The sequence below is a fragment of the Archaeoglobus sp. genome, assembly GCF_017656475.1.
GTDB lineage: Archaea > Halobacteriota > Archaeoglobi > Archaeoglobales > Archaeoglobaceae > Archaeoglobus.
Map to the genome: position 1 here is coordinate 13,564 of NZ_JACDNT010000011.1, position 13,463 is coordinate 27,026.

The following is a 13,463-nucleotide window of genomic DNA, read 5'->3' on the forward strand; positions in this document are numbered from 1 at the left end:
TTAAAAAAGTTTTTACTGCTTTCTCCTCTTCCGCACAATTGCTGCAGCTATCAGAAAGCCAATTGCAGCAATAAAAATCGCAGCATACAGTATGTAGGGTGGGGAAGGCTTCACATCCAGCGATATCACAATTGAGTTCGATGTGTGCTCGTAGTTTGATTCATCGTAGTACCTTACTTTGATCGAAGCGGGATAGCTCCCTTCGCCTGCATCCTTGTCAACTTCAACCCTGAACTTAGCTGTAACTGTCTCTCCAGGATTCACAGTTCCAACGAAGTACTCTCCGGGTTTCGATTCTCCAAGCATTCCGCCAAAAGTACCTGTCCCTGCAATGCTAAGCGGTGGAGAAACTTCCAGCATCACCACTGCGTTGTATATCTCCGCGCTTCCAGCATTCTTAAGCTCAATCACAACTTCTCCTGTAGAGTCGGGCACCAAATCGCTCTTCACCGATACAACCTGAAATGCCGCAAGCTTCGGAGCAATGTAGATCGCAAATTCCTCAACACTGACAAGATCGCTTGCATACTCATCATCAAAAGTTTCGACGAGGTAAAGGATGTGCTTACCTGCAACAGCGTCATCGGATACCTTTACTCTGAAGGTCGCGGTGTCACCAGAACCTTCAACGTATGATGAAGACGTTGCGGGACTGACGGTTGAGTCCGGAGAGAGCAGGTATAACTTGACGTTTCTCGCATCAGACTCGGCAAAGCTGAGCTTGACCTCTCCAACAAGTCCGATGCCGAGATTGGAAGTCTTAACCTCCGAAACACTCAAAGCAGGCTCCGGCTTCACCTCAACATTAATGTAAATTTTCGGACCGAAAGCCTCATCTCCGTACTCGTCCTTGTATTTTATCACCACATAGCCGAGATAGCTTCCCGGTGGAGCGGTGGATGTGATGTAGAACACAACATCCCTGCTCTCCCCCTTGTCCAAATCTCCAAGGTACGGTGTGCTCGTGGATTTCAACAGAGGGTTGTCGAAGGTCAGCATGGCAAACGCATCCCTGATTTTTTCGCCTGTGTTGGTTATTCTCAACGCTATGTAACCTCTTGAAGGAATGGTAACAATGTTGCTCATTTTTTGCTCTGAGCTTTGCTGAAAGCTCTGCTGAAGCATCGGAATAGAAGGGATCTGGACGCTCTGCTCAACTCTCAGAGTTTTTGCAGGGCTAAGAAATTCTCCAATCTTCTCGACCTCGAAATAACCAACGCCCTCGATTTTCAGTCCGACGGGTTTTGAAACCTTATATGGCATTCCTGAAGAAGTTCTGAAGACCGCTACAACCTCAGCGGGATAAGACTGCTGGAAAACGCCTTCAGGAACATAAACCTTGAACATCGCCTCAAACGATTCTCCAACGTCAAGATTCCCGGCATAGACGCTCATAGCTTTTGGCTCAACCACCAGCGGAGGTGTTGCATTCAACATGAATACGGCATTTTCCAGTGGCTTTTCTCCGGTGTTTTCCACCTTAACTTTAAGGACTCCTTCTCTCCCTGTAACAAGGTCCGATGAAACTGAAACGACTTCAAAATCGTAGTCTTTCTTTTTAATTTCGAATTCGACCTCCACACTGTCCTGCTCCTCAGAGTAGCTTAGAGTATAGTTCTTTCCATCAAAATTAAGTACTGTTTTTGAATAATCCACATCGAAGTGTAGCTTGTGCTTTCCTTCGTAGGCGTTCTTATCAACCTCAACAACAATGTTTACCGGCCTCACAATTCCGCACGGCAAATCGCCAACAAGTATTGTTTCACTCTCGACCTCAATTATCGAGCTATGAGGGTCGAGAATAACCGATTTTGCTGTTGAGAGCATTGGAATCATTTCAGATGTGTTCTCGTTTATCGGGAGGCTATCAAGTCCTCCTGTAACCTCACACGAGAGCAGAATCGTCACCGCTTTCTTATCTCCTGGATGTAACACGTTGCTTCCCGCCACGCTTGCGTGAAAATCAATGTTTGCCGAAATCTGCTGAGCGCTTGCTACTGCGGGATACATGAGCAGAGATAAGAGGGTTAAAGTAAATATCAACGCACGCATGTTTCATTTCAAACCAAAAAAGTTTATAATTTTGTTGTTACCCTCGTAGTAACAATGGATGAAACTGTGGAGGTTCTCAAGAAGCTGGGATTCAGGGACTATGAGGCAAGGGTTTACGCAACTCTCGCGATGAAGGGAGAGGCTACGGCGAGTGAAATTCACAGAATGAGCGGCGTTCCCAGAAACAAAGTTTATGAGGTGCTCAGGTCGCTTGAGGATAAGGGTATGGTAGAGACGGTAAAGAGTTCTCCAGCCGTTTTCAGGGCGATTGATCCAGAAAGTTTTCTTGAGGAGTACAAGGAGCAGTTTGTAACTGCGGTTGACACTGCAATCAGGAGCATAAAGGAATCCGAGGACTTTTCCCTCCTTCATCCGGTGTGGTGTGTGAGGGGGGTAGCAGGAATAAAGAACAGAGCAAAGGCGATGCTGCAGAAAAGCGACGAGGTATTCGTTATCACATCAAAGAGAGCTTACCTTGATATGATTCTCAAAACTAAGAATCCTGAGGAAATCACGGTTGTTACCGATGATGTCAAGAAGTTTTCTGGGCTAAATGTAAAAATACTTGAGCTTAAAAAGGAGTTTTCGGGGATTTTTAACGATGCGGTCATAGATGGAGTGTGTTACAGATTCGAGCTCCTTCTAATATCCGGTTACGAGTCTTTTGGAGTATACAGGGCTGGTGATGAGCTTCTGGGTGTAAGCATAAACCTCCCCATAATCATACTCTTCCAGAAAATGATATTTCTCGGACTTCTGGCAAAGTGATTTATTCCCCTACTATACTTAGACCATGCAGGAAATCCAGAAGTTGAGGAGCAGAGTCAACATTGACGATTACATTGAAAGAGTGAAGCCTATTGTTGAGGCTGTAAGAAAAGAGGGAGATAAGGCCGTAATTCGCTTTACCAAAGAGTTTGACGGCGTTGAGCTTGAACAACTGAGAGTTGCAGAGGAGGAGTTTGACAGGGCATACGACGCCGTTGATGACAACCTCATAGACGCCCTTGAGGTCGCGAAGGAGAACATCCACAGATTCCACTACGTCACCACCGTTGAGAGGGAGATGAAGGTGGAGTTCGAAGGCTGCGTTATGGGGAAAATCTACACTCCCATCGAGAAGGTTGGTGCCTACATTCCAGGTGGGAGAGCCAGCTACCCCTCAACAGCCCTCATGATAGGCGTTCCCGCAAAAATAGCCGGAGTTGAGAAGCTCGTTGCCTGCACACCTCCAGATAAAGACGGCAGAATTAACCCTCTCACCCTTGTTGCTCTCGACATTGCCGACTTCGACGAAGTTTACAAAGCTGGAGGTGCACAGGCAATAGCTGCGATGGCATACGGAACAGAGACTGTGGAGAAAGTTTACAAGATTGTGGGACCCGGAAACATCTATGTGACAGCAGCGAAGCTTCTTGTGGCGAAGGACGTTGCCATAGACATGCCAGCCGGCCCTTCAGAGATTCTTGTCATTGCTGATGAGACAGCCGATGCGGAGCTCATAGCCTACGACTGCCTAGCCCAGCTTGAGCACGACCCCATGGCAGTTGCGGTGGTTATAACCAATTCCCAAGAAGTTGCCAAGAAGGTTAAGGAGAAAATCAGCTCTGTGGGTGAATTTGAAAACTTTGCAGTTCTTTTGGTTGAAGACCTTGCTGAAGCATTTGATATCGCCAATGAGTTTGCCCCGGAGCATCTGACCGTTGCAGTAGAAAAACCGGAGGAATGGCTGGGGAAAATTAAAAATGCAGGGAGCGTTTTTCTTGGAAACTTCTCTCCTGTTGCTGCAGGAGATTACGCCTCAGGAACCAACCACGTGTTGCCAACTGCCGGCTATGCAAAGATGTATGGTGGGCTGAGCGTTGAGAGTTTTATGAAGCACTTCACCTTTCAGATGCTTAGCGAGGAGACAATGAAAAGAATTGGCGACGCCATACTAAAAATTGCAGAGGCTGAAGGGTTGAGATGTCACGCTGAGAGCGTCAAAAAAAGGCTGGAAAAAATTTAGTACTCCAAAACCTCCTCGTAGAATCTTTTCACCATTCTTTTGTCTTCCAGCAATTCTTTCTCCTTGAGTATTTCTCTTTCGAGCTTCTTGAGTGCTACATGTACAGCATACTCCACTCCCCAGCTCTCTCCGCTCACCATGAAATTGCCTTTCTCACTTGCAAGCTTTAACCTGACGTGAATCAGAGGCAGGTTGCGGAAGTGCTCCTTGTGCCTCTTTATGTAAACGAACAGGTAGGACTCTCCAAGGAAGTCTGCAAACTTTCTCATCAGCTTTTCAAAGTCCTCCATTATCGCCTCTCTGTCAAACTCATCCAGAGATATGTCAGAAGTTGTAATCTGAACATTGAACTCCTTCTTCGACTCCTTCCTCAGGTAGTATTCAAGAATGTCCTTCTTTATGACTATACCGTCAGGTAAGCCGTCTCTCGTAACAACGACGCTTGAAATTCTGTTTTCCACCATAAGCTCGATAACTTCTGCAACGGAGTCGTTTCTCGTAACTGAAACTACGGGAGCACTCATTATGCTTTCCACCATGATTGAAAGCGTCTTTTCCTTCTCTCCGCTTGAGTCTCCCATTCTTGCTCTTTTTCTCGGTGAAATAACTCTGTCAACAACATCCTTTCCAGTCAAAATGCCTATTACCTTGTTGTTTTCATCCACAACAACGACTCTGTCTATTCCGTGGTTTCTCATCACTGAGAGAGCCTTTGCAGCACTGTCGAACCTCCTTACTGTTATCACCTCAGGATTCATCACTTCTCTAACCTTTACATCCTTAAATTCGTCCTTTATGGCGTTGAGGAAGTCGTTAATGTAAATCACCCCAACCTTTTTCTCGTCAAGCTGAACAATCACAAAAGGAGTGGAATCCTCCACAAACCTTCTCGCAACCTTGAAGGGGTCAATCTCATTCAAATCAATTTTTCCGGTTCTTACGAGAAGGGACTTAACCTTCGTTTCGTGAGGGTTTTTCAAAACACTCCCCCTAATCAAATCCTTCTCCCTTACAACACCAACTATCTTTCCATCCTCCTCTACAAGTATTGCGTTTGCCTTATCCCTGTCCAGCTTCTCAAGCAATGGGAACAGTTTTGAAACCGTTTCACTTGCGTTAATAACCTCGAAATCATCCCTGATTAGCTCTTTTAATGTCTCTGCGTCCATAACAATCACCTCCTTTTAAGCAATGAATCTCAACATTGTGCTTAACAAATAGTTTGTGGCTGCGAATGCTAAAAAGGTTGCGATGAGTCTTCTTGCCTTTTTCTCAACAGCCACCTCGCTATCCCTCAAAAGTTTCTCCCCCATCACCTTTATTCTCACTCTCTCTTCACTGTAGCTAAAAACTGTCTCTTTAAGCTCAGCATTCCTGCAGCTTTCAACAAGTCTTTCTGCAATCTCCCAGTCCTTAGAGTCCCCACCTGCGGGTTTGTAAGCCAGCTTAGCCCTAACACCCGTTTTTGCATGGTTGTCTGTTGAAACAACAATGGCTCTGTATCCGATTTCACCGAAAAGATTCTCGACATGCCTTCTGAACTTCAAATCGACGTTGTTGGCGTCGAAAACAACAATGGCATATTTTTCTCCGGAGTAATCAAGCAGGATGGCTGCCACATAACCACACAAGCTTTCGGTCTCAGCATCAATCCGAACTAAGGCTGATTTTACCTCCGCTGGCTGAGAAGCTCTTTCTTCGGCTTCCCTGACGAGGGACTGTATCTCTTCCACATCCTTGTTGTCCGGGTCATAGCCCTCCTCGAAAGCGTTGTGGCAGTCAACGACGAAACTTTTTGAGGTGACAATAAAATCATCGATGTGCTTTTTCCCGCTAACGAGAATTATTCTCTGCTCGCCGAATGGAAAACAGTAAACCTCGAAATTATCGCCCTCAATCCTGAAAGGTTTTTTGGGGGTGAGGCTTTTTCCTGAGCATTTAACGCTGGAAACTATTTTCTCCACCTCTCCAGAACTCACGGGATTCCTCGCGTGGGATGTTGGGGAATGGAGATAGACGGCATTGCCAGCAGATAGCATCTCCACAAGCCTCGCACCACCGACGTTTCTGAAGGGTCCGGGATGAAAGTCTGTCTGGACAACTCTTGCATTGTTTACAGTAAGACACCTCACTCTGCCCTCAAACTCCTCAGCAGAACCTTCGAGGAACTTCTCCATATATTTAGGATTGGATGTGAGCCAGAAAAGAACGAAATTCTCGACGAAGTCCCTAATCCTGACAACACCAACTTTCACATCCAGCATTTTGAGATAAATCACCACGAATATGGCTGAAATCAGCAGTAGAAGCAGAGTCGAGATGTTTGGAGAGAGAACAAGGTATGGGACTGACGCAAGCGGGATTGAGAGCGATTTCTTTTCAGAGCAGAAGTAATATACAAGGAATAAGAGGAAGGCTGTTGCCGTCACACTTCCATTCACGAGAACTGCTGGTAGAGTGATGACGGTAATCAGGAATGAGAGGAACGAGATTCTCTTCAGGACGAATTTCAGGTTAATGGCTTTCACAGCAACAATCGAAACAGCAAATAACAGAGCCCAAAAGTATAACAAGATTTCGTCGAGTAGAGAGAGCATGAGAGCTGACAAAAAGGAGACTGCTACCATTATTTCAGCTCTCGGAATCGAGAAAAGCTTCTGGTAAAGGCTCTCGACACCCTTCATAAAACCATATTCTTTATTTCGCTCCAGAACTCATCAACCCTCTTCTTAACCTCTGCATCCATCTCAACAGCATCGGGCCATTCTCGATCGTAACCCTCCTCCTTCCACTTTTTGGTCGCATCTATCCCCAACTTTCCTGCAAGGTTGGGGATGTAGGCAGCGTGGTCGAGAGAGTCGGTTGGAGAGGGTGGAAGGAGAATGACATCTCTTGCCGGATCAAAGCGTGATGTAACGGCCCAGATTACCTCTCGGATGTCATGCACATTGACGTCATCATCCACAACCAAAACGATTTTCGTGAGGGATAGCATTCCCGTTCCCCAGATTGCGTACATTACCTTCTTCGCCTGCCCCGGATACCTCTTTCTGATTGAAACGATTGCGAGGTTGTGGAAAGCTCCCTCAACGGGGAGGTTCATATCAACTATTTCTGGATGCATCATGCGGATTATCGGCAGAAAAATTCTTTCAGTGGCTTTGCCAAGCCATGCATCCTCCATCGGCGGTTTTCCAACCACAGTTGCGTGGTAGATTGGGTTTTCTCTGTGGGTGATGTGGGTTATGTGAAAAACGGGATAGGGCTCAGGAGGCGTGTAGTAGCCAGTGTGGTCTCCAAAAGGCCCCTCTATCCGGAATTCATCAGCTTTAACGTATCCCTCAAGGACGATTTCAGCATTGGCAGGAACGAGGAGGTCGACAGTCTCGCATTCCGTCACCTTCAGCCTCTCCCTTCTTATGAAACCTGCAAACATCAGCTCGCTTATGCCAGCAGGAAGAGGGGCTGTTGCAGCGTAGAGGGTTGCGGGGTCAACTCCAATAGCTACAGCAACCTCTATTTTCCCCTCAGCTTTCTCCGCCATCTTCCTGAAGTGCTCCGCACCGTGCTTGTGAATCTGCCAGTGCATTCCCGTTGTTTTACCATCAAAAACCTGCATCCTGTACATTCCTGCATTCATCTCGCCAGTTTCAGGGTCTTTTGTTATCACAACTGGCAAAGTTATGAACCTGCCCGCATCCTTCGGCCAGCACTTCAGGATTGGGAACTTATCCAAGCTTTCAGCTTCTACCTCCTTGCACGGAGCCCTATTAGTCTTCTTGGGGATGAAGGACATGAAGTCCTTGAGCATTCCAACACCTTTCAGCGCATCCATAAAAGAGGATGGTTTGAACTCCAGTGCGGACAGCAGTCTCTCCCCTATCTCCTCAAATCTCTCCACTTCAAGGGCGAGCTTCATCCTCCTCTCAGTCCCAAAGGCGTTGAGCAAAACTGGAATGTTATAGCCCTTAGGTTTTTCAAAAAGCAGAGCTTTACCACCAGCCTTTACAGTTCTATCAGCAATCTCAGTCATTTCAAGAGTTGGGCTGACTTCATGCTTTATCCTTGCCAGTTCCCCCTCTGCATCAAGCCTGTCGATAAACTCCCTGAGGTCCTCGTAGGCCATCGCTCTTCATAGCCTTCAGGTAAAAAAGTTTTATTGGTTTATATAAAGACCTAAATCTTTCCAAAAAGATGTGGCAGTTAAGCTTATTAATAATTAATTACACTTATAACCATAATGAGTATCTACTTAATGACTGCGCTTTCACTGTTTGAGCTGATGCTATTCGCCGTAAATTACTACTACGGTTTGCCATCGCATATATTCCTTACCATAATATATATATTCATTATTTTCCTTACAATACTAGCCTTCATCACCTCGGCATTCTTGGCAAGGGCATCTAAGGGTGAGAGACGGACATTGTTTTTTACTGTTGCATTTTTCTCTGGATTTCTGCTACTTTCAATATTTACAGTCGGTCAGATGGTGTGGCTAACGAACGACTTTGAGCTGAAAGTTGGACATTTTGATTACTTTGTTCCAGTTTACCTTGTGGCATTAACTCCAATTCTCGGATACTTCATCTGGAAAACTTTGAGAGAAGTAAGCTATTTCAATGTAAAACACTTCCTGCCTGCAATAATTGCCCTCCCCATTCTGATCTTTTCCATCTATGAACTGGTAGGCATCGAATTCAAAGACTTATCTACCTTTATACTTCTAGAAACTCTGATTTGCGACATGGCAATCATACTTTCTCTTTTAACGCTTACTTCGGCATATATGAAAACAGAGTCGGCTGTCTACTACGAATCTTTTCTTTTCTATTTTATTTTGAAATACATCAGTGACATTGCTTTTTTGGCGTCTTTCAAGGGCATGTTGGACTTTGAATACTTAATTGCAGTCTTTACTCTTTCAAATATCGTACTTTTTACGATCCTTTACAGGTTCTACACCACAGAAATAACCTTGCTCAGCTACCACGAACTCGATGCGGAGAGAAAAAGATATGCAGAGCTTTATGCTCAGGTTAACGAATTGCAGGAGATTCTCAAGCTAATAAACAGAATGCTGAGACACGACATACTGAACAAGCTGCAGATCATCTCAGGATACGTCGAGACGTATCGTATGACGGAAAAAGAGGAGCTCCTTGACAAAATCATGAAGGCCGTGGACGAGAGCGTTGCCTACATAGACAAAATTAGAGAGCTTGAAAAAATTGTATCAACGAGGAGTGAAAAGCTGAAACCTGTAAATCTGCGGAAAGTTGCAGATGAAGTGGCAAAATCGTTCAACATTGCAATAAACATAAAGGGCGGATGCGTTGCATTTGCAGACGAGGCAGTTTACTCGGTTATTGAGAATCTCCTGTCCAACGCAATCAAACATGGAAAGGTCGATAAGGTGGACATACTGCTGAGTGAGCTTGAGGACGAGTGCGAGATAAGAGTTGTTGACTACGGCGTCGGTATACCTTCAGAAATCAGAGGGCAGATTTTCAACGAGAGCTTCCGATATGGAGAGGCAGGAGGAACGGGTCTGGGCCTTTACATAGTAAAGAAGCTTGTGGAAAGGTACGGTGGAAAGATCTGGGTTGAGGACACTAAACCTCACGGAGCAACTTTTGTGATAAGATTAAAAGCTGCAAGGGTAAAGCTTGATGAGCGATGATGAAAGGGCCCCTCTGACAGGTGATGAGGGTTTTGAGTTCTGAGCTCAAATCTGCTCTAAAAGGGTGTTGCAGGCAGCTATAATCTTTTCATTAGCTTTTTTAACTGCCTCAAGCGGATTAACGCCGCTGGTTTTTATGTAAATCTCTGGCTCGCCGATGAGAGGGTGGGGGATGTTGTACCTCGCAACAATAACGTCGTCATCTTCAACCAGGTAGTGCTGAAGGAGATTGAGGTATGTGTGTCCTTCTCCTTTAATCACGAGCCTTACATAATCATCTCCAATGTCAACAATCTTTACCTCCATACTACCACTCACCTTTGCCATAATCTCTCGAAAGTTTTCTCTTCTCCACCTTACCACACTCCGGACATTTAAGGGTGTCGCCCTCTCTCACCATTTCCGTTTTGCAGTTACTACACAAAGCCCTTAGAACGCCCATTTCCTCCTCTTTCGTTGAAAGTCTCAGGTTGTCGCCTATGACTCTCGCCTTCAGGATGTCGAGGTAGCCGACAGCTTCCGAAATGTCCTTAACGTATCCCTCATCAACATTTGAAACGTGCAAAATACCAATCCCTCTGTTGCTTGGCCCTCTCTCCTCTCCCTTTTTGTTTGAAACTTCTATAAGAGCAATTGAATTTCTGAGGTCGATGACTCTACCAAGAACGACATCCCCTTTGACTATTTCAGGAATTGGAGAGACGCTCTCCACCTTCACGACTCTGTCTTTAACGATGAGCTTTCCCGCCACTGCGGCAAATAGCTCTCCTTCTTCCTCATACACTCCTTCTCCCTTGATGTATTCTTCCGCAGAACCTATCCTATCTCCCGGCATCACGAATTTCATGTTTCTCAATCCTGAACACTTCTACGGGTATATACTTAAATGCTTTTTCGTGGAATGAGTATGTTTTCTTGAGAGGTATTGAGAAGTTCCACTGGTGGGTGACAGTGAAGCCATGTTCTTCAGAAAGCCTTCTGACGAATTTTGAGCTTCCTGCGGAATGGATTGTGTAAATGACCTTTGAAATTTCAAATGCTTTGAGAAGAAAAGGTCTGTCTGCGTGTTTCCTCTGTATGCCAAAAGGCGGGTTCATTACCGTCGTAACTTCTTTCTTGCACTGGAATTTGGATACATCAGTTTTTACGAAGTCTGCTTCAACACCTAGCTTGATTGCGTTCTCCCTTGCTATTTTCAAAGCCTCGATATCCAAATCCACTCCAACGGAGTAGTGGCCGAGCAAAGAGCACGCTATCGTCAGAATCCCAGTCCCGCATCCCAAATCCACAACCAGCTCCAAATCACCGTTAAGCTCTGCGGTTGTTGCTATGAATGCAGCAAGGGATGGGGGGGTGGTGTACTGCTCAAGCTCTATTTTTGGATTCTCAAAACCTCTAAGTTTTTCCAGAACGATCTCCAGTTTCCTCTTTTTCATGCTCCAGACCGGCAGTCAAAAAAGCTTTGACCTCCTCCACATCAACCTCTGTATCTACACAACCTGTTTTTCGCAGAGGGACGCACTGATGCGGGATATCCTTCAGCGATAACCTCTCACTCGCCTCACACAGCTCTGGAAGACATGCAACGCCGAGACAGGCAAAGGAATCCATATCGAGGTTTTTCAGGATTCTGTAAATCATGCTCCCTCCCGGAACTATGTAGATGTGCTTGTAACCAAGACTTTCAGCCTTCTCCACTATCTCAGCAATGTCGCAGCTCCCACATTTCTTGCAAACGTATCCCTTCTCCGTCAACTCTGCCTGACAGTTCTTGGAGTTCCTGAGGCACTGGGGAAGGAAAACCAATCTCCTGTCAACCGGAAGCTCGGCCCAATCTCTCCTGTAAGCCCTATTCTTTACAAGAATGTAAATGTAATCTGCAAGACCCTCATCCTCCCCCAGAATCTTGAGCGCCCCTTTTATTGCATTCTTTGAGCTTAAATCTGCCCCCGTCGAGATTAGCCTTGATATGATTTTGTCTATCATTTGATAGGGATTATTTGTTGAGGATTTAAAGTTTGCTTTTCAGGAGGTTGTAGAGCAGGCAGACTGAAGGAATCCGCCTATCCTGTATGCCTGTAAAAAATAAAATTCTGAAAACTTATTTTAAAGGCTCAAAGTAAAGAATGTCAGTAATCTTCCCCTCTCTTTCCTCCTTCCACACCGCTTTAACTCTCGTTCCCGGCTTAAAGGTTTCGTGGACTTTCCGCCATTCTGAAAGGTCTACCCCTCCGAGGAAGCAGAGCATTCCTGTATCAGCCCCATCCAGCTTCACAACTCCGATAGCGTAGGGAGGGTCAGGAAGGCCGGTAAACTTCATGTAGGTCACTGTTAAGGTTTCAACCACTCCCTCATCACTCACCTCAACCCAGTCGTTAGTTTCAACATGGCATCTCTCGCAGAAAGCTCTTGGAGGGACGAGGACTCTTCCGCACCTCTCACATCTCACCCCAAGAATCTTTCCATCCTTCAACCCCTCAAAGAACTTCGTTGCATGCAAACCAGCGGAATGTTTGAAGGGAATTTTCCACCAAATCTCAAACTCCTTAACTTCCATTAACATCACCCCAGCTTTTTCTTCGATGATAGCACAGCGAGGGTATGGAACTGTAGCGTCCCACCCCATGCATGGGCTAAAGCAACTTCAGCACCATCAACCTGATTCACAGCCTCACCCATCACCTGAAGAGCTGCTTCTCCAAACCTCACCAATCCTGTAGCCCCAATCGGATTTGTGCACAGCACTCCCCCTGAGGGGTTGGTTGGCATATCCCCATCGATAAAAGTTACACCCTCTCTTGCGAGCTCCTTTCCTCTGCCTTTCTCCGCAAATCCAAGCGCTTCAAGCTCCAAAATCTCCTGAATTGTGAAGGGAGAGTAAAGCTCTGCTACGTCAATGTCCTTAACAGGATTCTCTATACCTGCATCCCTGAAAAGTCTCCTTCCGGCAATAGCAAGAGAATCCCACTCCGCAAAGCTCAGTCTGTCCCCGAGGTAGTAGCTGTCACTGATTGTGGTTTCTGCAACAATCCATGCCGGGTTATCTCTTATCTTCTTTGCCAAATCCTCGGAGGCAAAAATCACAGCAGCGGCCCCATCACTCCTCGGACAGCACTCCAGAAGCTTCAGCGGAGAGCAGACAACCCTGCTTTTGAGAACATCATCAACACCCAAATCCATTTTGATGTGCGCATAAGGGTTTTTCAGTGCATTTTTGTGATCCTTAACACTCACCCACGCCAGATCCTCCTCAGTTGCCCCATACTTTTCCATGTAGGCTGTTGCCTGGAAAGAAGCAATGTGAATGGCCCCTAATCCTGAATGCCTTTCGTAGATGGGATCAACAGCCGTATTTAGCACTGGCTGCGCATCAACGCACTCACCAACCCTTTGAACGCACACTGCCATGACCAGATCGAACAGCCCACTGGCCACATGCTCGTAGGCTGCCAAGGCAGTGGTCATCCCTGTCGTTCCACCCGTGGAGATTTTCATCATCGGCTTTTCAAGACTGCATGCAGTAGCATCCCATCTTTCAGGGCAGTAGATACCATCAAAGGGGTCCATAGACCCATAAGCTACAGCCTCTATATCCTTCAACTCCAATCCAGCATGCTCCAGTGCAGCATTAACAGCCTCAAAGGCGATTTCCGGGTGGGTTTTATCCTTCCTCTTCGTTCTGAAATGTGTCTGACCGAAACCGACAACTGCAACACTCAT

13 protein-coding genes are annotated in these 13,463 nt (G+C 46.0%); 3 read left to right on the top strand and 10 right to left on the bottom strand.

Going from position 1 to position 13,463, the window contains the following annotated elements; translation table 11 throughout:
* Nucleotides 1–12 precede the first annotated feature (12 nt).
* Nucleotides 13–2,052 (bottom strand): COG1361 S-layer family protein, encoded by a 2,040-nt coding sequence (locus tag H0Z19_RS04720; protein ID WP_290724342.1) that lies wholly within the window; start codon nt 2,050–2,052, stop codon nt 13–15.
* Between the two features lie 54 nt (nt 2,053–2,106).
* Between H0Z19_RS04720 and H0Z19_RS04725 the strand changes: the two genes are divergently transcribed.
* Together H0Z19_RS04725 and hisD are read left to right on the top strand one after the other, a co-directional pair.
* Nucleotides 2,107–2,820: a TrmB family transcriptional regulator gene (locus H0Z19_RS04725; RefSeq protein WP_290724344.1), complete on the top strand. Its 714-nt coding sequence runs from the start codon at nt 2,107–2,109 to the stop codon at nt 2,818–2,820.
* 25 nt (nt 2,821–2,845) lie between these two features.
* Complete coding sequence (gene hisD / locus H0Z19_RS04730; RefSeq protein WP_290724346.1) at nt 2,846–4,060, top strand: histidinol dehydrogenase; 1,215 nt, start codon at nt 2,846–2,848, stop codon at nt 4,058–4,060.
* On the opposite strand, the gene H0Z19_RS04735 is transcribed toward hisD, so the two are convergent.
* From H0Z19_RS04735 to H0Z19_RS04745, 3 genes are read right to left on the bottom strand one after another with little or no spacing between them, the layout of a single operon-like run.
* A complete protein-coding gene (locus H0Z19_RS04735) occupies nt 4,057–5,229 on the bottom strand; it encodes a CBS domain-containing protein (RefSeq protein ID WP_290724348.1) in 1,173 nt (390 codons plus the stop codon). The two genes, hisD and H0Z19_RS04735, sit on opposite strands and share 4 nt — an antisense overlap.
* A 15-nt stretch (nt 5,230–5,244) precedes the next feature.
* Nucleotides 5,245–6,744 (bottom strand): DUF2070 family protein, encoded by a 1,500-nt coding sequence (locus H0Z19_RS04740; protein WP_290724350.1) that lies wholly within the window; start codon nt 6,742–6,744, stop codon nt 5,245–5,247.
* The gene (locus H0Z19_RS04745; RefSeq protein WP_290724352.1) at nt 6,741–8,186 is read right to left on the bottom strand and encodes a menaquinone biosynthesis decarboxylase; all 1,446 of its coding nucleotides are present in this window, start codon (nt 8,184–8,186) and stop codon (nt 6,741–6,743) included. The genes H0Z19_RS04740 and H0Z19_RS04745 overlap by 4 nt, the downstream gene beginning before the upstream one ends.
* A 114-nt stretch (nt 8,187–8,300) precedes the next feature.
* Here H0Z19_RS04745 and H0Z19_RS04750 point away from each other — a divergent pair, with 114 nt between their 5' ends.
* Nucleotides 8,301–9,743 (top strand): HAMP domain-containing sensor histidine kinase, encoded by a 1,443-nt coding sequence (locus H0Z19_RS04750; RefSeq protein ID WP_290724354.1) that lies wholly within the window; start codon nt 8,301–8,303, stop codon nt 9,741–9,743.
* Between the two features lie 45 nt (nt 9,744–9,788).
* Here the strand turns inward: H0Z19_RS04750 and H0Z19_RS04755 are convergent, their stop codons facing one another.
* The 6 genes from H0Z19_RS04755 to H0Z19_RS04780 all read right to left on the bottom strand — a co-directional run bounded on the left by H0Z19_RS04755 (nt 9,789) and on the right by H0Z19_RS04780 (nt 13,463).
* A complete protein-coding gene (locus H0Z19_RS04755; protein WP_290724356.1) occupies nt 9,789–10,049 on the bottom strand; it encodes an RpoL/Rpb11 RNA polymerase subunit family protein in 261 nt (86 codons plus the stop codon).
* A 1-nt stretch (nt 10,050) separates the two neighbouring features.
* Nucleotides 10,051–10,590: an exosome complex RNA-binding protein Csl4 gene (locus H0Z19_RS04760; RefSeq protein ID WP_290724358.1), complete on the bottom strand. Its 540-nt coding sequence runs from the start codon at nt 10,588–10,590 to the stop codon at nt 10,051–10,053.
* A complete protein-coding gene (locus H0Z19_RS04765; protein WP_290724359.1) occupies nt 10,565–11,179 on the bottom strand; it encodes an METTL5 family protein in 615 nt (204 codons plus the stop codon). Before H0Z19_RS04765 ends, H0Z19_RS04760 begins: the two co-directional genes overlap by 26 nt.
* Nucleotides 11,139–11,729 (bottom strand): DUF116 domain-containing protein, encoded by a 591-nt coding sequence (locus H0Z19_RS04770; RefSeq protein ID WP_290724361.1) that lies wholly within the window; start codon nt 11,727–11,729, stop codon nt 11,139–11,141. The genes H0Z19_RS04765 and H0Z19_RS04770 overlap by 41 nt, the downstream gene beginning before the upstream one ends.
* Before the next feature lie 115 nt (nt 11,730–11,844).
* Nucleotides 11,845–12,300 carry a Zn-ribbon domain-containing OB-fold protein gene (locus tag H0Z19_RS04775; RefSeq protein ID WP_290724364.1) on the bottom strand — a complete coding sequence of 152 codons (456 nt, stop codon included), beginning with the start codon at nt 12,298–12,300 and terminating at the stop codon, nt 11,845–11,847.
* 5 nt (nt 12,301–12,305) lie between these two features.
* Nucleotides 12,306–13,463 carry a thiolase family protein gene (locus H0Z19_RS04780; protein WP_290724366.1) on the bottom strand — a complete coding sequence of 386 codons (1,158 nt, stop codon included), beginning with the start codon at nt 13,461–13,463 and terminating at the stop codon, nt 12,306–12,308.

What these genes read in the sequence shown, in the direction of transcription:
- H0Z19_RS04725 (WP_290724344.1), top strand. Translation starts at nt 2,107, where the DNA reads ATGGATGAAACTGTGGAGGTTCTCAAGAAGCTGGGATTCAGGGACTAT.
- H0Z19_RS04760 (WP_290724358.1), bottom strand. Translation starts at nt 10,590, where the DNA reads ATGAAATTCGTGATGCCGGGAGATAGGATAGGTTCTGCGGAAGAATAC.
- H0Z19_RS04755 (WP_290724356.1), bottom strand. Translation starts at nt 10,049, where the DNA reads ATGGAGGTAAAGATTGTTGACATTGGAGATGATTATGTAAGGCTCGTG.
- hisD (WP_290724346.1), top strand. Translation starts at nt 2,846, where the DNA reads ATGCAGGAAATCCAGAAGTTGAGGAGCAGAGTCAACATTGACGATTAC.
- H0Z19_RS04740 (WP_290724350.1), bottom strand. Translation starts at nt 6,744, where the DNA reads ATGAAGGGTGTCGAGAGCCTTTACCAGAAGCTTTTCTCGATTCCGAGA.
- H0Z19_RS04750 (WP_290724354.1), top strand. Translation starts at nt 8,301, where the DNA reads ATGAGTATCTACTTAATGACTGCGCTTTCACTGTTTGAGCTGATGCTA.
- H0Z19_RS04745 (WP_290724352.1), bottom strand. Translation starts at nt 8,186, where the DNA reads ATGGCCTACGAGGACCTCAGGGAGTTTATCGACAGGCTTGATGCAGAG.
- H0Z19_RS04735 (WP_290724348.1), bottom strand. Translation starts at nt 5,229, where the DNA reads ATGGACGCAGAGACATTAAAAGAGCTAATCAGGGATGATTTCGAGGTT.
- H0Z19_RS04780 (WP_290724366.1), bottom strand. Translation starts at nt 13,463, where the DNA reads ATGAGTGTTGCAGTTGTCGGTTTCGGTCAGACACATTTCAGAACGAAG.
- H0Z19_RS04770 (WP_290724361.1), bottom strand. Translation starts at nt 11,729, where the DNA reads ATGATAGACAAAATCATATCAAGGCTAATCTCGACGGGGGCAGATTTA.
- H0Z19_RS04765 (WP_290724359.1), bottom strand. Translation starts at nt 11,179, where the DNA reads ATGAAAAAGAGGAAACTGGAGATCGTTCTGGAAAAACTTAGAGGTTTT.
- H0Z19_RS04720 (WP_290724342.1), bottom strand. Translation starts at nt 2,052, where the DNA reads ATGCGTGCGTTGATATTTACTTTAACCCTCTTATCTCTGCTCATGTAT.
- H0Z19_RS04775 (WP_290724364.1), bottom strand. Translation starts at nt 12,300, where the DNA reads ATGGAAGTTAAGGAGTTTGAGATTTGGTGGAAAATTCCCTTCAAACAT.